Here is an 18259-nt window from a genome sequence, read left to right on the forward strand (position 1 = left end):
GAGCGGAGATGCCTTACGCGCTTAGGCATATCGGAACCGGGGAACTGTTGGCGGGCAAGCAGGCGAACGCGTATCAGCTAGCTTACTACGGCTTGCTTCTATGGGACGACGAGCCGGACGAGGAGCAAAGGTTCGACGTGCTGATGAAGTCGGAGCGGTTCCGCGCCTTGGCCCCGGAGACGATCATCAAGGAGAGGCACGCGGCGGAATGGGAGCAGGTGCAGGAGCTGAGCCGGTGGAAAATCACGCTGATTACGGAGCAGGAAGCGAAGCTCGGCAACGTGAAGCTGCGCAACGATCCTTCCTTGCGGATCTTTATGAGAGGCGGGCAGCTGCTCGCGGAGCCTGCGGAATAACCATTCGCCCTGAAAACTCGGGTAGGCGAACGTGCACCGATTGGGCTCCCGCATTATAAACTGTCGATAAGACAACAGTGAAGGAGCCGTTCGATCGATGGATTCTTACTTCGGGCTTCCTTACCCTTATGCCTATCCGGTAAGGACGAATGCGGCGGATTGGACGCCGGCCGCGGTTCAGTTAAACCGAACGCTGCGCATGCTGTGGGAGCAGCATGTCTATTGGACTCGCCTGACCGTGAACAGCATCGTCGGGAGGTACCCGGAACAACAGGCGGCAACCGCCCGTTTGCTCCGCAATCCGACCGATTTCGGCGCGGCGTTGGAGCCGTATTACGGCAAGGCGATCGCCGACCGCTTCGCCGCGCTGCTGCGGGATCACCTGACCATCGCCGCGGAGTTTGTCACCGATCTGCGGGACGGGAAGCAGGCGGAAGCGGCCGACGCGCAGAAGCGATGGTACGCCAATGCGGCGGACATCGCGGAGTTTCTCGGCCGGATCAATCCTTATTGGTCCCGCCAGGAATGGGTCATGATGATGAACGAGCATCTGAGGCTGCTGACCTTGGAGGCTGCCTCCCGATTAAGAGCCGATTATGTCGCGAACGCGGCGACGTCCGATCCGATCGAGAGGCAGGCGCTGGAGATGGCGGACGTGATGACGCAAGGAATCATCCGGCAGTTTCCCTCCGCATTCGGAATCGTAAGCTGATCCCTCGTCAGACGGTTAACCGGGCTGGTCCCGGTTAACCGTCTTTTCGGCTTTCCTCGTTCGATCTTCAGCCAATATTTTGTTTTCCAATTCCGGTGAAATGGCCGTCATCACGATCCTTGTATTTGTGATATAATGATAGTCAACGCAATCAAGGATACGCAATCAAGGATAGTGCGAGAGTCCTCGGGAGGGAACAAATCAATGGAACGACGTTTTGTCATCGAGGCGGTCATGATCGCCACTTACGGCCAGCTGCTTCTGCCGAAACGTCCTGTCGAATACAGGATTCCTTACTCCACGATCATGGAGCTATACGATATGAAGGATAGTCCGGAGCCGATCATGCCGGAACCGGAGGACGATCGCCACGTCAAGGCGAAGGTAGCGGAGATGATTCAATTCTTCGAGGACCCGTTTAATAAGAAGAAGCTGGAAAGGGCGCTGCTTGCGCCGTGGCGCGAGAGCCCGCCTCTGCCCATTAACGAGCACGTTACTTTTATCGTGGTTAATTCCGTCGAGAATATGCAGTACGGAGAAGTGTTCGATCCGATCGAGACGGAGCTGATCCTTACTTCGCTGCGTTTGCAATGCCCGATCCTGACCGATCAGATCGAGTTCCAGGACAAGGCGATTCAGAATAGCATTCCGGTTCTTCTCTATGATATCGACGATTACGAGTTTGCCTTGGAAGAAGACGTTCCGTCTTCGGACGGTTATTCGCAATAAGAAGCTGCCGGCATCAGCCGGCAGCTTCTCGCGCTAGGAGGGAAGGAATGGGGATCGGTGCAGCTTGGGCCCGCTGGTTGGCTGAGAGACATAGGACGCAGGGGAGACCGGAGCGTTCCCTCTTCTGGTATAGCCGATTAGGCGAACGGCGGATGACCGAAGATGACCGTTTGATCTATGCGAAGCTCTTGCACGAGCAGGATCGCATGGACGAGGCCGTTCGCATTCTAAGCGAGCTCATTGCCTTATCAAACCGTACGGATGCTCTGTTGGAGAGAGCTCTCGTCTATAATGACACCGGGCGAGAGCAAGAGGCCATTCGCGACCTGGACGAGGCGATCCGCCAAGAGCCGGAAGAGTATATTTATTGGTATACGAGAGCGATCTCCTATAGCAACTTAAGGAAGTACGAAGAAGCCGCCGCAAGCATGGAGATGGCGCTGGAGAGAAGCGGGGAAGAATCCCGCTCCTCGACCGGCTACGAGCTGGCCTGCATCTGCCTCCGCCTGGAGCGGATCGACCGGGCTATTCAGCTGCTGGAACAGGTTGCCGGACAAGAGAAGACATTGATCCCACTCCATCTCTATCGCCTGTCCGAAGCTTTAGAGTCGTCGGGCCGGGAATCCGAAGCGCTGGCCGAGCTTCGCAAAGCCGTGCGAATGCAGAGCCGTCTTCGTCTTAGCAAGGACGGGGGAGCCGAGTTCTTAAAGGAGAGAACCCGTTATTCGGATACCGCGATTCAGACGCTGATGGCGATCGTGGATTCGGAGTACGGCTTCCGAATGAAGGAATCCCAACTGCTCGAGAAGGCGGGTTATCTGGAGGAAGCCTTCGCAACGATCGAACAAGGCTTGAAGGAATACCCGGGGGAAGAGCTTCTTCTTATCCGCCAAGGGGTGCTGTTGCGCCAGCTGGGCCGGGAAGAGGAGGCGATCGCTCTATTGAGCCGGCTGACGGAGGCGGATCCGGATAACTTCTCGGCAAGAATGGAGCTGATCCTGACTTATCGCAGGCAGGAACGCTGGGAGCAAGCGGTAGATATTCTGGAGGATACGCTGAAGCGCAACCCCGGCCAGACGGTCGTCCGGTATTGGCTAGTCGACGTGCTGCGCGACTCCGGGAAGCTGCACGAGGCGAATACGGCAAGCAGCGCCCTTACGGAAGCGGAGCCTGAAGATCCGCTGAATTGGAAGCAGAGGGCGGAGCTGTTCATCGATATGGAGCAGTACGAAGAAGCGGATCGGGCTTACACGAAAGCCATCGCGCTGGATGGGAGCGCGGATTACTATATGCGACGGAGCTTCTCGCGTTATATGGCCCGCCATTACGAAGCCGCCATGTTGGATATTCAGGAGGCGATCGCGATCGAGCCCTCTCTCCGCGAGGACGGCAAGACCGCCTACGCGCTCGCGGAGCTCTATGCGGGCATGAAGAATTTCGCGCTGGCCGACGAGGAATACAGCCGGGCTATCCGCTTGGAAGACGACAATCCGCATTTATATGAACGGAGGGCGGCCGCCCGGATGAACGCCAAGAGCTATTCGGCCGCCATCGAGGATTGCCGCGCGGGGCTCGCTCTCGTACCGGAGCAAACCAGGCTTATCTGGATGAAGAGCTATCTTCATTGGGAGTTGGGGGAATACGAACCTGCGCTTCAGGAAGCCCTGCACTATGTCCGGCTCGTACCGGACGACGAGCAAGGGCTGCTCAACCTGTCGACGATCTATTCCAATCTCCGCCGGTACGACGAGGCGATCGAGGCGATCAACCGGGCCATCGCGCTCCAGCCCTTCGCCTCTCGGCTGTATCTTGAACGAGCCTCCCTTTATTACCATCATCGATTCGATCGCTCCCGGGCGGCAGACGACCTGGTCGATTGGCTGCTCTATGCCGCTGCCGAACGTTCCCGGGAAGATCCGCTCTCCCTTCTGGACGAGTTGGACGGATTCGACGACGAGATGCGCGGACGAGCCCGGGAGCAATATTCGAGCGGATTCGGCGCCAGCCGCTATCTTATTTAAAGTGAATGGGGATTTCGGTTATGGTAAAATGAGGGGAAGTCCGCGGTCGCGGACCATAACCGAATTCTAGGAGGCATTCCCATGCTGGTCACCACCACCTCGAACGTTGAAGGCTACCGAATTTCGAACTACTACGGTCTCGTAAACGGAGAAACGATTATGGGAGCGAACGTGTTCCGCGATTTTATGGCTTCCATCACGGATATCGTAGGCGGCCGTTCCGGCGCTTACGAGAATAAGCTGAAGGAAGCGCGCGACACCGCGATCTCCGAGATGGTGAGCCAAGCGCAGAGAATGGGCGCCAATGCTATCGTGGGCGTGGATGTCGATTACGAGGTCGTGCGCGACGGCATGCTGATGGTCGCGGCAAGCGGAACGGCCGTATTCGTTCAGCAGGCATAAGCCGCGTCTGTAACGGACGCATATTAAACCAGGAATAGCAGATACTGGGGAGAGACTAGCCAAAGGCGGTGCTCCCCATGTGTCAGCGATACTCCCTTACGGCTCGATTGCCTGAGCTGATCGAGCAATTCCGGATCGATACGGTCGATGCGTCCGTATCGTACCGGCCCAAATACAATCTGTCGCCTACCCAAGACGGCACCATTCTGTACGAATACCGCAAGGAACGGATTCTGGACAGCTTCCGGTGGGGCTTCATGCCGTATTGGTCGAAGGACGGCGTCAATGCGGACGGAAGCGCGATCGGCGATCGGCTCATCTATCGGAGAATCGTCAACAAGCAGCGCTGCGTCATCCCGTGCTGCGGATTCTACGGCTGGCGGGAAGACAAGAAGGTTCGGCAGCCGATGCGCATCGTATACCGGGACAAGCGAACGTTCGCGATCCCCGGCTTCTACGAGATATGGCCTCGAGTGGACGGAGGAGCGATCAAGGCGTTCACGATGCTGACGACGCCGGCAAGCGGATTCGTTGCGGATTATTCCAATCGGATGCCGGCCATCCTCGACGAGGACGGAATCGACGCTTGGCTGAGCGAAGACAACAAGGAATACCGCCAGGTCTATCCGGCCATACGGGAGCTGCCCGTAGATCAGCTTGAAGCGTTTCCCGTCGGCGGTTACATTAACGATCTTACGTTGGAGACGCCGGATTGCGCGGAGCCGATTCGCCCCGTATTCGCTGCAATGAGAAGATAAAGCGACAGCCTCTGCGGCCACCGAAACCGCGGAGGCTGTTTTGATTAAGCATGGCCCGCAAGCTGGAAGGAGAGGACACAGGAATGGAGAAGCCGGTTTACGTCTATTTGCTGTCGGGATTTCTGGGCAGCGGCAAAACGACCTTATTGCAAAAACTCATACGAGAAGCGGAGAAGAGAGGACAGAAGTCCGCCGTCCTCATGAACGAAGCGGGGGAGGTCAATCTGGACGGATTGGCCTTGGACGATACGGTCCCGATGTCCGAGCTGCTGGGCGGCTGCATCTGCTGCTCCATCAAGTCGGACGTCGGAATGGAGCTGCTTGAGCTCGTTCAGACGCATAAGCCCGACATCGTCTGGATCGAGGCAACGGGAGTCGCGCAGCCGCTCGAAATTATCGATGCGGTTACCGAGACTTCGCTTTATGCCAAGCTTGAGCTACAGGGCGTGCTCACGGTCGTGGATGCCCGGCACCTGCTCGATCGCCTTCGCATCGGTTCCGGCAAGACGTTTAAGCTTATGAAGGAGCAGATTCGCGTATCCTCTACGCTGCTCTTGAACAAATCCGATTTGGTAGGGGAGAAGGAGCTTAGGGAGCTTCGGCAGCAGCTTCGCGAATGGAATCCCCATGCGGATATCGTGCAGACGGTGAGATGCGAGGCAGACTGGTCTTCCCTGTGGACGCGTACCGATGAGGCGGGGGCTACGGGAATCCTAACCGAGTCAATCGATCGCCCCTCTCCGGTGACGGACCACGGCCATCAAGAGCGTCACCTGCATCCCCAACACGACCACCATCACGACCACGAACACATTAACGTCTGGACTCGTTATTTGGATTTTCCGCTGGACAGCGTCCTTTTCGAACAATTCCTGAAGGAGCTTCCGGACGAGGTTTACCGAGCCAAGGGAATCGTGACATTCACGGATACGCCTAGCCGCTTCCTGTTCCAATACGCGTACAAGGAGAGCGACTTTATGAGGATTACGCCGCAGAAGACCGTTCACGACGTGCTCGTCTTTATCGGCGAGGACTTCTCCCGGTCCGACCTGGAAGATCGCCTGCTCAAGCTGGGAGTAGCCTCATCCGTTTAAAACAGTTAGCCCGTAAATCAAGCCTGCGCCTCACGCGCGGGCTGTTTCTTTTTGCGCATTCTCCGGCATGCGCGCATGGGGGGCCGTTCCGAGGGAATAGTAAGGCAAGAGGTGGTAAAAATGGAATACGAATTAATCCGTATCGGGCGAGTTCCGTGCATCATGATGATCCTGTTATCGATCGGCCTTATGAACCATGTCATGATCGCGCCGATGGTGCTGAATCAAGCCGGCAGGGATTCGTGGCTCGCCGTGATCCTTACCGCCGCCCTTCTTCCTCTATGGATTCTGCTGTTCAGACCGGTTATTCGCGCCATCGGCACGCAAGCGCTGCCGGCATGGCTGGAGGAACGGGCCGGCAAAGCCGCCAAAGGAATCGTCATTGCCGTTCTCTGCGCGCTGCTCGCTATGATCGCGATTCCTACCGCCTTGGATACGGTTCAATGGGCGGAGTCGATGTATCTTCCGAACACGCCCCCGTTCGCGCTTTCTTTCGTATTGGCAGCCTTGTGCGCGATAGGCGCCGTCCTGGGAATCCATGTCATCGCCTACGTGTCGTGCCTGCTGCTTCCGGTCGTCAGCACGCTCGGCTTCTTCGTCTCCGGAGCCAATATGCACCGCAAGGATTACAGCCAACTGCTGCCGATCCTGGAGCATGGCTGGTCTCCGGTCTTAAGCGGAATGGTGATGGTCGCGGGAGGATTCATCGAGCTGAGTCTCTTCGCGTTGTTTCAGGGATACGTCGACAAGCCGTTCCGAACTCATCACCTATTCGTCACTGCAGGCATCGTCGTCATCCTGACGCTTGGACCGATCATCGGGATTCTGACGGAATTCGGGCCCTATGAAGCGGTCATTCAGCGTTATCCGGCCTTTATCCAGTGGAGGCTGGTCCAGATCGGCAAATACTTCGAGCATGTCGACTTCTTCGCGATGTTCCAATGGATATCGGGGTCTTATGTTCGTACGGCGTGCTCGATGGCGTTGATCATGGACTTGCTCGCCATCAAGAACCGGATCAAACGGGGCATACTGGGCGGAGTGATAGGCATCGTCATCGTAGTTATGTCCATCATCCCATTCGACGATTCGATCGAGTACCGATTCTACGAACGTTACACGCCGATCATGCTCTGCGTTTTCCTTGGCTTGATGCTTTTGCTGGCGTTGATCGCGGCATTCGGACGGAAAGGAGAAACTTCTCATGACGCTAGCAACGGGGCATAAATGGTTGGACGAAGAGCTGACCGGTTGCGGAGACGTCGTCGTACGGAGGGTAGTCGGCAGCAATGGGAACGGCATCACCGTGTCTTACACTCCGAGTCTGGTGGACGAAATGCTGCTTACGGAGAGCATCCTTCCCCGCATTCTGTCCGATTTGGAGAACCATAGCGACTTCTCGGAGGCGTACGACCTGGATCCTCTTCGGTTCGAGACCGAGCACGAACGCAAGCATATTATCATGAAGCTTTTCTCCGGCTATCTTCTCTTGTTCATAGAAGACAGGATTCACGCGCTTTCCATCTCGAAGCTGCCCGGCCGCCAACCGGAGGAATCGAGCTCCGAATTGTCGATCAAAGGGCCTAGAGACGGATTCGTGGAGGAGATCAGCGTCAATATCGGCCTTATCCGCAAACGTCTCCGGACGTCGAGCTTGAAGGTGGAATTGTTCACGCTGGGAACCGAAGTGATGGTCGACATGGCGCTTCTTTATTTGCAGGACATCTCGAAGCCGGAGTGGGTGTCGGAGGCTAGGAAGCGGATCGAAAAAATTCACGTGAAGGGAATAAACGGCGCGGCTCAAGTGGAAGAGATGCTGGGAGACCGATCCGTTTCCCTTTTTCCCTTAATCGATTATGCGGGACGGCCGGATTCCGCGGCCGACGCGCTGATGACGGGAAGCGTCGTCTTCCTTATTAACGGATCTCCGCTGATCTTCCTGGCCCCGGTGAATCTGTTCTCGTTATTGCGTTCTCCGGAAGACAACTATATGCCGTATCATTTCGTGACGATCGAGAAGCTCGTTCGGGCGGTCTCCCTGATCGCGACGATCTTTTTGCCCGGCTTCTGGGTCGCGATGTCCGCGTTCAACATCGATCAAATTCCATTCCCTCTGCTGTCCACCATCATTCTCTCGCGAATCGGGCTCCCGATGTCTACGACCATGGAGATGCTTCTTATGCTTGCTCTCTTCGAGGTATTTCGGGAAGCGGGCGTTCGGCTGCCGAGGGCGGTCGGCCAGACGGTAGCGGTCGTCGGAGGAATCATCGTCGGGGAGGCGGCCATCCAGGCGGGGTTCACTTCCCCGACCATGCTGGTCGTCGTCTCGATCACGATCGTCTCTTCCTTTACGCTCGTGAATCAGTCGCTGTACGGGGCGGTTACGATCATGAGGCTGCTCGTGCTGATCCTCTGCATGATCTTCGGGATGTACGGATTTTTCGTGGCCATGATGGCGGTCTTGACTTATCTCGCTTCGATACGGTCCTTCGGGGTGCCGTATCTGTTCCCGTTCGGTCCGCTTGACCTCAAGAAAGCGATCCTTACCTTATTCCGGCTTCCATCTAATTTAAGTCCAGGTCCGTATAAGCCTCTCAAGAAGAATTCCAAGAAATAAGGGGAATGGTATGAACCGAAGGATTGGGAAGTTATGCGTAACGCTTCTCCTATGTATCGGATTGACCGGCTGCTGGGATGAAGTGACGATTCAGGATTTGTATTACTTCACCGCCATGGGGTTCTCGTACGACAAGCAGGCCAAAGAATACGAATTGTACGGCCAAGTCATCGATGTGGCTGCCGTAGCCCAGAAGGAGGAGGCGAGCAGCAGCAAAAGCAATTCCGTCTTCGGTCACGAGAAGGGGGAGTCTCCGAGCATCGCCTTGGACCGTCTGTTTAAAGCCATGCAGATGAATCCGGTGTTGGATCATATGATGACCGTCCTGTTGGACGAATCCTCCATTGCGAATCTGGACGAGCTCCTGGACGGAATCAACCGGAACAGCGCTATCCGCTATACGATCAACGTGCTCGGGAGCGAAAATCCGATCGGGGATATGTTCCAAACGACCGGCAGGATCTCGACATCTCCGCTGAACACGAATATATACCAGCCGAATTCGAATAAGCGGGGATTGCCGTTCACGACGAACAACGACATGAGGGATTTGGTCCGCGCCTATAAAAGCTGCCCTTGCACCGTTTATATTCCCAAACTGAAGCTGAACGAGAACCATTGGGTGGGCAACGACGGCAAGAGGTTGAGGACGCCGATCTTCGACGGAGCCTTCGTCCTGAATAACGGCAGCTATGCCGGAAAGTTCACCGAAAAACAGCTCGAAGGGGCGCGTTGGTTTATGGGAAGCACTCACGGCCAAACCATTACGCTCAAGAAACGGGATCGAATCGCTTCCGTCTTGCAGGTGAAGAGATCGTCGAACGATTACCATTTCGGTAAGTCGCCGACTCCTTCCATGAAACTGAAGCTTAGAGTGCGGGCGATCCTGACCGAATACGATAAGAATCTCGCGGAGAACGAAATCCAAGAACTGGCGACCAAGGAGGTCATCGAACAGATCGAGTCGACCCTTCGGTTAGCAAGGAGCCGGGGAGTCGATCTCTTCAACTTCGAAGGCCACATTTATCGTTATCACCATGCCAGATGGAAGAAGATGAAGAGCGGAAAGACGAATTTCGCGGAGCTGCCCGTCGAGCTCGACGTGAAGGTACATTTGATTCATTCCGGGAAGATGAAGATGAGGAAAAGTTAAAGGATACGAAAAAAGAAGACTATCCGATCGAGCCGGATAGCCTTCTTTGCCGCAAGCGGCTTACAAGACGCGACGGGCCGTCTTGTAGTGCGTTTTCCACCAGCCGGAATCGATCGAGTCGATCGTAACGCCCGGTTTCCCGTACGTATGAATGATTTTGCCGTTCCCGATGTAAATGCCGACATGGTGAATCGGGGAGTAGAAGAACACCAGATCGCCCGGCTTCAGGTTGGCCTTGGAGACGTATTTGCCCGATTTCGACTGAGCGGCGGACGATCTAGGCAGAGAAACGCCATTCAGCCTGTACAAATACTGAGTTAACGAAGAGCAGTCGAACGAGGCGGTCTTGCCTGTCGTCGCTCCGAATTTATATGGTTTACCGAGATAAGTTTTGGCCTTGGCGATAATCTTGCTTGCCTTCGTCGACGAGGTCGTCGTTGCGGCGCTAGCCTGCTTCGGGGCGACGATCTCTGCCGCTCCCCCAATGAGGACGGACATGGCCAGACCGGCGACGGCGAACTTGCGTATATGACGGATAATGGATTTGATTGCGTTCATTCGTGTAACCTCCTCGTTTCTCTTGGTGCCAAACTACTATATCACGATAAATAAAAGCAGGAATTCCCTATAAGAAGGGAAAGGCTGCTGCGGCGGCAAACGGATGGAAAGATGAAAATCGAATAAGAAAATTCTCAGAATCTTCTTCGCCCGGCGGCTTGCCGCCGAAATCGGCTTTGGAGCTCGGCCCGGGGATATGATAGGATAGAGGTGAAGAACGAACGTTCAGAAGGAGACGTGGCAGGCGATGAAGCTGCATATTCTAGGGGCAAGAATGAACTATGACGAAGCAAACGGCTATGTAGCTCACGTGCAATTCGAGGTAGAAGGACACAAGCAGCCGTATGAAGCTACGCTTCAAAGCGATCGCGGCAACGAGTGGAGCCATTCGCTCTTTTTCCTGGGGGAATCGGGAAGCGAAGAAGAGATCGAAGCGGTGGAAGCGGAGCTCGATACGAACGACGACCTGTTCTTCCGCCTGATCGACGCGGCCGAGCAGGCTTGGAGCGAAGCGGATAAATAAGACGGACCGATTAAAACAAGAAAAAGATAAAGCCCTCGGCAACGGCGAATCCGCTGCGGAGGGCTTTTGTTGATAAGAGCTTATTTGCTTATAAGCTTATTTGCTTATTTAACGACAAGAACCGGGAGCTTCGAATGCTGCACGACGTTGTGGCTGACGCTGCCCAGAACGAATTCGCGTATCGGTCCCAATCCTCTGCTGCCGATAACGATGAGGTCGGCCTGAATCTGATCGGCCTTGTCGAGGATGGCGATCGCCGGGCTGCCTTCCAGCAGCTTGTAATCCGCCGGGATGCTGTCCGGAACCCGAACCTTCGCCTTCTCCAGCACCTGGGAGGATTGATCCGTCAATTTCTGCGCGAGTTCGGCAGACGTATTGATAAGGAGATCCCCGGAGTTGTAGACCGGAAGATAGAAGACGTGAACGACGGTCAGCTTCGAGCCGAACCGATTCGCGATTTGAACCGCTTGATTCAGCGCCTTGTCCGACTGCTCGGAACCGTCGTAAGCCACCAGAATGTTGGTATAACTCATGGATAACACCTCGTTTATTCGTTGTATGGGGCAATTGGCCTCTATAACCACCTTACCCCGTTTCGCCGATTTTGAACGTGATTTACATCACGCGTTTCCGGAATTGATTTCCTTATTAAGGTGTGCTACATTAATTGTCCACATTTAAGAGACGAATATACATCCGGGAGGAGAACGAATGTCGGCCAACGCGAAATTTCAAGAAGAAACGCTTAAGCTGGAGAAAGTATTAGGCGAGATTCAGGCGCAGCGCAAGGCGATCGGAGCGCCATACACGGGTCAGGATATCGCGGAGCAGGTGCTGGACGATCTAAGGCAGCAGCGCAAAAAAAGGCTGGAAATCGCGGAGCGCGAACCGTACTTCGGACGATTGGACTTCCAGGAGGAAGGGCATAGCGAGGCGCAGCCTCTATATATCGGCAAATCCGGAGTCGGCGACGAGGAGACGCAGAAGCCTCTCGTTATCGACTGGAGGGCTCCCATCTCGAGCTTGTTCTATTCCTTCACCGGAGGAGATCCTTCCGTGACCTACGACTCTCCCGACGGAATCGTGAACGGAAGGGTCTCTTTGAAGCGCAATTTGCTTATTCGGGAAAGCGAGCTGCAGCGCGTGGTGGACAGCTATGAGGAAGGCCAGGGAGGCGAGGCGCTGGCTACCGACGAATTCCTGCTCCACCGTCTTGGGGAAAGCAAGGACAATAAGCTGAAGGACATCGTCTCGACGATTCAGCAGGAGCAGGATGCCATTATTCGTACGGAAAAGAACAAAGCGCTGTTCATTCAGGGGGTGGCGGGAAGCGGGAAGACGACCGTCGCGCTCCATCGGCTCGCTTATCTTCTTTATCGCTACAAGGATCGAGTACGCGCCGAACGAATGATGATCCTCGCTCCGAGCCGGATGTTCCTCGACTATATATCGGGCGTGCTTCCGGAGCTCGGCGTGGGCGACATTCGCCAGACGACCTTCGAGGAATGGGCTCTCGAGCTTCTGGGAGGAACCGTCGTCCCCGAGAGTCCCGCAAGCTCTCTCGAGAAATGGTTCGAGCGCAAGGCTTCGAAGGAGGAGCGGGAGAGCGCTCCCGGACGAGTCAAAGGCAGCGCGGCTTACGTAGGACGGCTTCGCGAAGCGCTAGCCCGCTTCGAGGAGAAGCTGATCCCGGACGATACGTTCAGTCCCGCCGCCGGGGTCGAGCTGCAGGCGGACCGAATTCGGGAATGGTTCCGCGAGGAGCCTTCGGACGAGCCGGTCATGAAGCGGCGCGAACGGCTGCTTAATCGGCTGAAGAGATGGATGGAAATCCAGCTGGGACGCGCGCGCTGGAGCGATAAAACGATCAAAGCGGCGGCCATGGCGAAGTGGAAGAGCTACTCGGGCAAAATCCCTCCGCTCTCGGCGGCGGAATTTTACCGCGCGTATTTTCCGGATGAGGCAACGTACCGGCCGGCGGCATCGAAGCGCAAGCCGATCGTCATTCCTCCCGAGGATCTTCCGATCCTTGCCTACATCCATTTGCAATTGTACGGCTCGGCCGAACCCGCTTACGATCATATCGTCATCGACGAAGCTCAGGACTATTCCCCCTTGCAGTTAGCCGTGCTGGCCGGGAGGCAGAGAATCCCGTCTCTGACGGTGCTGGGCGATCTTCAGCAAGGGATTCACGATTACGCGGGAATCCGTTCCTGGACGGAGCTCTCGGATCTGTTCGCCAAGGACGACACGGCTTACTATGAACTGGACCGAAGCTACCGTTCGACGACCGAGATCATCGAGTTCGCCAATCGGATTCTCTCCGGCATGGAAGGCGAAGTAAAGCCGGCCGTACCGGTATTCCGAAGCGGCGATCCGGTGGAGACCGTTGCCGTAGAAGCATCGAGCTCGGCGCTTGCCAAGGAAATCGCAAGCACGATCCAGGCTTGGAGCGGCGGAACGGGCATCTCGACCATCGCCGTTCTCTGCCGGACGGCGGCCAAGAGCAAGCTTCTGCATGCGGAACTGCAGAAGGCGGGAGTAGAGGCTTCGCTGCTGCAAGCGGACCAGCAAGCTTATCATGGCGGGATCACCGTCCTGCCCTCGTACTTGTCCAAGGGGCTGGAGTTCGATGCCGTGATCCTGGCGGATGCGGATCGGGAGAGCTACGCCGCCGAGGATGCGAAGCTGCTCTATGTCGCCTGCACGCGCGCCCTGCACCGATTGAAGGTGCTGTACCAAGGCGAACCGAGCGCGCTTATCGTCTAGACGGCGGGGAGAAGGCGATTGGGGAGGAGAGGGATGTTGTGATATAATAGCTCACAGCTTACTAATCCTTCCTTCTAGGGGAGCTGCCGTCCGAATGAACCGACGCGTTTTGATGACTTTTTTGCCCATTTTACTTCTTTATAGCGCTCTATCATTCTATATCATATGGAATGGCAGCTTGTATCTCGCCGAGATTTGGCCGGATTACCCGGTCGCATGGTATTGGGGCGTAGCGGCCGTCATCGCCTTCAGCTACTTCCTGGGCCGGAGCAAGTTCAAGCCCCGGCCATTATCGCGTTTCCTCAAGGTGATCGGATCCTATTATTTCGCGGTGTTCGAATATGCTATCCTTCTATCGATTATCGCCGATTTGCTAGCGCTAGTCGGCCTTCTGCTCGGGATTCCCGCTTCCGAATACATCCTCGTTGCGGGAACGGTCGCGGCGGCTTTGCTCGTTATCCTGCTTGCCGTCGGCTCTTGGAACGCCTGGGTTCCGATCGTTCGCCGATATCAAGTGTCCGTCGACAAGAAGGCGGGGGATCTGGCGAAGCTGGAGCTGGTCGTCGCATCCGACCTTCATCTGGGCAACCTGGTCGGCAACCGCCATCTCGATCGATTAATTAATGTCGTTAATCCTATTGAGCCCGACCTCATCCTATTGGCGGGAGACGTGATGGACGAGGACATCGAGCCTATCGTTCGCAATCGCAACGATGAGCGCCTTGCTCGGCTTCGAGCCCGCTACGGCACGTTTGCCGTGCTCGGCAACCACGAATATTACGGCGGCCATGTCGACGAATTCGTCGGCCGGATGAAGGCAAGCGGCATCCCGGTTCTCCAAGACGAGACGGCGCTAGTCGCCGAAGGCCGCATTCAGATTGCCGGACGGAAGGATAAGACCGCCGAGTCGATGAATCCGTCGGGCCGATTGTCCATGAAGGAGCTGGTCGAAGGGTTGAATCCCGACCTGCCGATTATCGCCATGGATCATCAGCCCTATCAATATGCGGCAGCGGCGGAAGCGGGCGTCGACATTCTGGTCTCCGGCCATACGCATCGCGGGCAATTCGCGCCGAATCATTGGATCACCCGCCGCTTGTTCGAGTTGGACTGGGGCTACTTGATTAAAGGAAGCATGCACGCCTTCGTGTCCTCCGGCTTCGGAACCTGGGGACCGCCGATAAGGCTCGCCAGCCGCAGCGAGATTATCCATATCACAGTAAGCTTCAAGGGGGATTAACGGGTGAGAACCGCCTGCGTATTAAGCTTAGCCGCCTTTCTTCTCATGGCCGTCTTCGTAGGAACGGATTCCGCGACCGGCTTCGACGAACCGATTATCGAGACCGTACAGGGCTGGGAATCAAGCGGCTTAACGAGCTTCATGGAGACGATGTCCACCATCGGCTCGACCCTGTATACGGTCATTATCGCGTTGATTCTTCTGTCGCTGATGGCGTTCTTCCTCGGCCATCGCAAGGAACTCGTTCTGTTTGTCGCGGCTCTCGGCGGCTCCACGATCCTCAATAATGTAATGAAGCCTCTCTTCGAGCGCGATCGTCCGACGATCCATCGGCTGGTAGAGGAAGAAGGCTTCAGCTTCCCGAGCGGGCACGCGATGGCTTCCTTCACCTTGGCCGTCATCACGGCATACCTTCTGTGGAAGCACGTCTCGCATCCGATCCTGCGTTCGGCTCTTCTCGTGCTGGCCGCCGCTTGGTTCTTATTGATGGGAACAAGCCGCATTTATCTCGGGGTTCATTATCCGAGCGACATTCTTGCCGGCTTCTTGCTGAGCGCTTTCTGGGTCAGCCTCATGATTCTGGCGTTTCGCGGGTGGATTGGCAGGAGCCTCAGGGAATCGCCGACTTACGAATACAGCCTGAGGAACCTGGATCGGTAAACCAATAATGGATTTCAATCGCCCCAAACGAACGCGAGGGGCGATTTTTTTTGGCCTTCATGTTTATATATGACATACTAATTAATTTATTGTTGTATCATAAATGAAACTATGATATACAATAAATAGGATTTTTAACGTAATGGTTATAGAGGGACAAGAAGGAGGGGGCGAGAATCGAACTCACTTCCCGTCAATTGGAGATCGTCGATTTGGTAACGCGCGGAGCGCCCATCACCGGCGAGCAGATCGCGGAGACTCTCGGAGTCAGCCGCCCTACGATTCGGTCGGACTTGTCCGTCTTGGTGATGCTCGGTTATATCGATGCGAAGCCGAAGGTCGGCTACTTCCTGGGCAAAGCGCTCAAGCCGGAACGCTCGGCTCGCAATCGGATGCTCGAATGGAAGGTCAAGGACCGAATGAGCCGCCCGGTCGTCATTCGCGACACGGCTAACGTCGGAGACGCCGTCATCAGCCTGTTCGTGGAGAATGTGGGGAGCTTGATCGTGACCGACGAAGACGATCATTTGATCGGCATGGTAACCCCGAAGGACCTTCTGAAGTTCACGATGGGCAACCAGGGCGCGTCGACGATTCCGATTCGGATGGTCATGACGAAGCACTCGCAGCTGGTGACGGTCGCTCCGGAGGACACCTTGCTGGAAGCGGCCAGACGAATGATGGCGCATCAGTTGAACAGCTTGCCGGTCGTGCAAGTCCGATCTCCGTCGGAAGGACAACAAGAGCAGGAAGTCGTCGGACGCATCACCAAGACGAATATCACTCAAGCAATGGTCGAGTTAGCCTCGGATTTGTAGCAGGGTAGGAGGAGAAGCGGTGCCGGGTGAAGAGTTGAAAATCATCTACGTCTGCTCGGATGCAGTGGGAGAGACGGCCGAGGCGGTGGCCAAGGCGACTGTCCGCCAATTCGCTTTAGAGAACGTAAAGATCAAACGATATGGCGGCATAAAGCAGGAGGAAGAGGTTCGCGCGCTCGTCATCGAAGCGGCTCGAACCGGCGGATTTATCGCGTACACCCTCGTCCAGCCCGAGCTTCGGGAGACGATGAGGGACGAGGCCATTCGCGCCGGCGTCAAAGCCGTCGACGTCATGGGCCCCATGATGCAGGCGTTCATCGACACGTTTAACGATTCGCCGAAGTACAAGCCGGGGCTTTTGCATGAGATGGACGATCATTATTTTCGCAAAATCGAAGCCGTCGAATTCGCGGTCCGTTACGACGATGGCAAGGATGTCCGCGGGTTGGTGAACGCCCAGATCGTCCTTGTCGGCATCTCTCGAACGTCCAAGACGCCTTTGAGCATTTATCTGGCCCATAAAGGCTATCGTACGGCGAACTATCCGCTGACGCCGGAGGTGAAGCCGCCGGCCGAGCTGTTTCTTCCGGCCGTTCCGTCCGAGCGAATCACGATCGGCTTGACGATGCAGCCGGAACGTCTTCTTAAGATACGGATGGAGCGGCTGAAGGCGCTCGGACTTCCCGTTCATGCGCAATATGCTTCCTTGGAGAGAATCGAAGCGGAGCTTCGCTACGCGGATGAGATGATGAAGAAGCTGGGATGCCCGGTCATCGACGTGACGGAACGAGCGATCGAAGAGACGGCGGGGATCATACTGGAACGCTGGCAGAGCGTTGTCGGCTAGATAAACAGGGGGGACGAACATGGAGAGGGAATTAGCGCTTGAGATTGTACGCGTCACGGAGCTGGCGGCATTGGCTTCCGCGCCATGGCTGGGAAGAGGGGACAAGAACAGCGCGGACGGGGCCGCGACTTCCGCGATGAGATCGATGTTCGATACGGTCTCCATGAAGGGGACGGTCGTTATCGGTGAAGGGGAGATGGACGAGGCGCCCATGCTGTACATCGGGGAAGAGGTGGGCAGCGGCAACGGGCCGGAACTCGATGTCGCCGTCGATCCGTTGGAAGGAACGGAGATCGTCGCGAAGGGACTGAACAACGCTTTGTCGGTCATAGCCGTCGCCGGCAAGGGGAACTTGCTTCATGCCCCCGATATGTACATGGAGAAGCTGGCCGTAGGTCCGGAGCTCGCCGGCAAGCTGAGCCTGACGGATCCTTTGGAGCTGACCTTGCAGAAGGCGGCGACTCACCTGCATAAGAAAGTGTCCGACTTAACCGTAATGATTCTGGATCGAACGAGACACGAATCCATGATCAAGACGCTTCGCAAGGTTGGGGTGCGGATCAAGTTCCTCTCGGATGGCGACGTTGCGGGCGCCATGGCTCCCGCTTTCCCGGAGGCCGGCATCGATCTTTATGTCGGCTCGGGCGGAGCGCCGGAAGGCGTGCTCGCCGCGGCCGCGCTTCGCTGCCTCGGAGGCGAGCTTCAGGGACGATTGATGCCGTCGGACGGGAACGAATACAAGCGCTGCGTCGAGATGGGGATCGAAGATCCTTACCGGGTGCTGACGATGGACGATATGATCGGAACGGACGATGTCATCTTCGCGGCTACGGGCGTTACCCCCGGAGAATTCCTGGGCGGCGTCCGCTACTTGTCGGAGCAACGGGCCGAGACTCATTCCATCGTCATGCGAGCGAAGACCCGGACCATTCGGTTTATTCGCGCGATTCATTATCTTCCGAATAAGAAGCTTCTTAACGAGCTGGATTAATCTTTCGAATA

The 18259-nt window shown here is 56.1% G+C and carries 19 protein-coding genes; 17 read left to right on the plus strand and 2 right to left on the minus strand.

Features of this window, described 5'->3' with window-relative positions; translation table 11 throughout:
• Positions 1–8: 8 nt before the first annotated feature.
• The 10 genes from H7B67_RS22945 (at position 9) to H7B67_RS22990 (ending at position 9842) form a co-directional block, all read left to right on the plus strand.
• Complete coding sequence (locus H7B67_RS22945) at positions 9–356, plus strand: hypothetical protein (protein WP_185122188.1); 348 nt, start codon at positions 9–11, stop codon at positions 354–356.
• A gap of 97 nt (positions 357–453) precedes the next feature.
• Positions 454–1068 (plus strand): acetylglutamate kinase, encoded by a 615-nt coding sequence (locus H7B67_RS22950; protein WP_209649167.1) that lies wholly within the window; start codon positions 454–456, stop codon positions 1066–1068.
• A gap of 204 nt (positions 1069–1272) precedes the next feature.
• Positions 1273–1797, plus strand: a complete 525-nt coding sequence (locus tag H7B67_RS22955) for an ADP-heptose synthase (protein ID WP_185122189.1) — start codon at positions 1273–1275, stop codon at positions 1795–1797.
• A gap of 152 nt (positions 1798–1949) precedes the next feature.
• Positions 1950–3818, plus strand: coding sequence for a tetratricopeptide repeat protein (locus tag H7B67_RS22960; protein WP_185122190.1), 1869 nt, complete (start codon positions 1950–1952; stop codon positions 3816–3818).
• Positions 3819–3899: 81 nt separating this feature from the next.
• Positions 3900–4220 (plus strand): YbjQ family protein, encoded by a 321-nt coding sequence (locus tag H7B67_RS22965; RefSeq protein ID WP_185122191.1) that lies wholly within the window; start codon positions 3900–3902, stop codon positions 4218–4220.
• Positions 4221–4297: 77 nt separating this feature from the next.
• Positions 4298–4978, plus strand: coding sequence for an SOS response-associated peptidase (locus H7B67_RS22970; protein WP_185122192.1), 681 nt, complete (start codon positions 4298–4300; stop codon positions 4976–4978).
• A gap of 83 nt (positions 4979–5061) precedes the next feature.
• Complete coding sequence (locus tag H7B67_RS22975) at positions 5062–6072, plus strand: CobW family GTP-binding protein (RefSeq protein WP_185122193.1); 1011 nt, start codon at positions 5062–5064, stop codon at positions 6070–6072.
• Between the two features lie 120 nt (positions 6073–6192).
• Complete coding sequence (locus H7B67_RS22980) at positions 6193–7299, plus strand: endospore germination permease (protein ID WP_185122194.1); 1107 nt, start codon at positions 6193–6195, stop codon at positions 7297–7299.
• Positions 7277–8689, plus strand: a complete 1413-nt coding sequence (locus tag H7B67_RS22985) for a spore germination protein (RefSeq protein WP_185122195.1) — start codon at positions 7277–7279, stop codon at positions 8687–8689. The genes H7B67_RS22980 and H7B67_RS22985 overlap by 23 nt, the downstream gene beginning before the upstream one ends.
• A 10-nt stretch (positions 8690–8699) precedes the next feature.
• A complete protein-coding gene (locus H7B67_RS22990) occupies positions 8700–9842 on the plus strand; it encodes a Ger(x)C family spore germination protein (protein WP_185122196.1) in 1143 nt (380 codons plus the stop codon).
• 60 nt (positions 9843–9902) lie between these two features.
• On the opposite strand, the gene H7B67_RS22995 is transcribed toward H7B67_RS22990, so the two are convergent.
• On the minus strand, positions 9903–10400 hold the full coding sequence (locus H7B67_RS22995) for a C40 family peptidase (protein WP_185122197.1): 498 nt from the start codon (positions 10398–10400) through the stop codon (positions 9903–9905).
• Positions 10401–10647: 247 nt separating this feature from the next.
• On the opposite strand from H7B67_RS22995, the gene H7B67_RS23000 reads away from it, so the two are divergent.
• On the plus strand, positions 10648–10923 hold the full coding sequence (locus H7B67_RS23000) for a hypothetical protein (protein ID WP_185122198.1): 276 nt from the start codon (positions 10648–10650) through the stop codon (positions 10921–10923).
• A 104-nt stretch (positions 10924–11027) separates the two neighbouring features.
• Here the strand turns inward: H7B67_RS23000 and H7B67_RS23005 are convergent, their stop codons facing one another.
• Positions 11028–11456, minus strand: a complete 429-nt coding sequence (locus H7B67_RS23005) for a universal stress protein (protein ID WP_185122199.1) — start codon at positions 11454–11456, stop codon at positions 11028–11030.
• A gap of 178 nt (positions 11457–11634) precedes the next feature.
• On the opposite strand from H7B67_RS23005, the gene H7B67_RS23010 reads away from it, so the two are divergent.
• The 6 genes from H7B67_RS23010 to glpX all read left to right on the plus strand — a co-directional run bounded on the left by H7B67_RS23010 (position 11635) and on the right by glpX (position 18248).
• Positions 11635–13692: a HelD family protein gene (locus H7B67_RS23010; RefSeq protein WP_185122200.1), complete on the plus strand. Its 2058-nt coding sequence runs from the start codon at positions 11635–11637 to the stop codon at positions 13690–13692.
• Between the two features lie 94 nt (positions 13693–13786).
• The gene (locus tag H7B67_RS23015; protein ID WP_185122201.1) at positions 13787–14932 is read left to right on the plus strand and encodes a metallophosphoesterase; all 1146 of its coding nucleotides are present in this window, start codon (positions 13787–13789) and stop codon (positions 14930–14932) included.
• Between the two features lie 3 nt (positions 14933–14935).
• Positions 14936–15592, plus strand: a complete 657-nt coding sequence (locus H7B67_RS23020; RefSeq protein WP_185122202.1) for a phosphatase PAP2 family protein — start codon at positions 14936–14938, stop codon at positions 15590–15592.
• Between the two features lie 197 nt (positions 15593–15789).
• Positions 15790–16410, plus strand: a complete 621-nt coding sequence (locus H7B67_RS23025) for a helix-turn-helix transcriptional regulator (RefSeq protein ID WP_185122203.1) — start codon at positions 15790–15792, stop codon at positions 16408–16410.
• A gap of 19 nt (positions 16411–16429) precedes the next feature.
• Positions 16430–17257, plus strand: coding sequence for a pyruvate, phosphate dikinase/phosphoenolpyruvate synthase regulator (locus H7B67_RS23030; protein ID WP_185122204.1), 828 nt, complete (start codon positions 16430–16432; stop codon positions 17255–17257).
• A 19-nt stretch (positions 17258–17276) separates the two neighbouring features.
• The gene (glpX, locus tag H7B67_RS23035; protein ID WP_185122205.1) at positions 17277–18248 is read left to right on the plus strand and encodes a class II fructose-bisphosphatase; all 972 of its coding nucleotides are present in this window, start codon (positions 17277–17279) and stop codon (positions 18246–18248) included.
• Positions 18249–18259: the final 11 nt, after the last annotated feature.

Origin of the sequence: Cohnella thailandensis, assembly GCF_014212135.1 — a bacterium.
GTDB classification, from domain to species: domain Bacteria; phylum Bacillota; class Bacilli; order Paenibacillales; family Paenibacillaceae; genus Cohnella; species Cohnella thailandensis.

Bases quoted from the DNA above. Each gene is read 5' to 3' on its own strand.
- H7B67_RS22945 (WP_185122188.1), top strand. From the start codon at position 9: ATGCCTTACGCGCTTAGGCATATCGGAACCGGGGAACTGTTGGCGGGC.
- H7B67_RS22950 (WP_209649167.1), top strand. From the start codon at position 454: ATGGATTCTTACTTCGGGCTTCCTTACCCTTATGCCTATCCGGTAAGG.
- H7B67_RS22955 (WP_185122189.1), top strand. From the start codon at position 1,273: ATGGAACGACGTTTTGTCATCGAGGCGGTCATGATCGCCACTTACGGC.
- H7B67_RS22960 (WP_185122190.1), top strand. From the start codon at position 1,950: ATGACCGAAGATGACCGTTTGATCTATGCGAAGCTCTTGCACGAGCAG.
- H7B67_RS22965 (WP_185122191.1), top strand. From the start codon at position 3,900: ATGCTGGTCACCACCACCTCGAACGTTGAAGGCTACCGAATTTCGAAC.
- H7B67_RS22970 (WP_185122192.1), top strand. From the start codon at position 4,298: ATGTGTCAGCGATACTCCCTTACGGCTCGATTGCCTGAGCTGATCGAG.
- H7B67_RS22975 (WP_185122193.1), top strand. From the start codon at position 5,062: ATGGAGAAGCCGGTTTACGTCTATTTGCTGTCGGGATTTCTGGGCAGC.
- H7B67_RS22980 (WP_185122194.1), top strand. From the start codon at position 6,193: ATGGAATACGAATTAATCCGTATCGGGCGAGTTCCGTGCATCATGATG.
- H7B67_RS22985 (WP_185122195.1), top strand. From the start codon at position 7,277: ATGACGCTAGCAACGGGGCATAAATGGTTGGACGAAGAGCTGACCGGT.
- H7B67_RS22990 (WP_185122196.1), top strand. From the start codon at position 8,700: ATGAACCGAAGGATTGGGAAGTTATGCGTAACGCTTCTCCTATGTATC.
- H7B67_RS22995 (WP_185122197.1), bottom strand. From the start codon at position 10,400: ATGAACGCAATCAAATCCATTATCCGTCATATACGCAAGTTCGCCGTC.
- H7B67_RS23000 (WP_185122198.1), top strand. From the start codon at position 10,648: ATGAAGCTGCATATTCTAGGGGCAAGAATGAACTATGACGAAGCAAAC.
- H7B67_RS23005 (WP_185122199.1), bottom strand. From the start codon at position 11,456: ATGAGTTATACCAACATTCTGGTGGCTTACGACGGTTCCGAGCAGTCG.
- H7B67_RS23010 (WP_185122200.1), top strand. From the start codon at position 11,635: ATGTCGGCCAACGCGAAATTTCAAGAAGAAACGCTTAAGCTGGAGAAA.
- H7B67_RS23015 (WP_185122201.1), top strand. From the start codon at position 13,787: ATGAACCGACGCGTTTTGATGACTTTTTTGCCCATTTTACTTCTTTAT.
- glpX (WP_185122205.1), top strand. From the start codon at position 17,277: ATGGAGAGGGAATTAGCGCTTGAGATTGTACGCGTCACGGAGCTGGCG.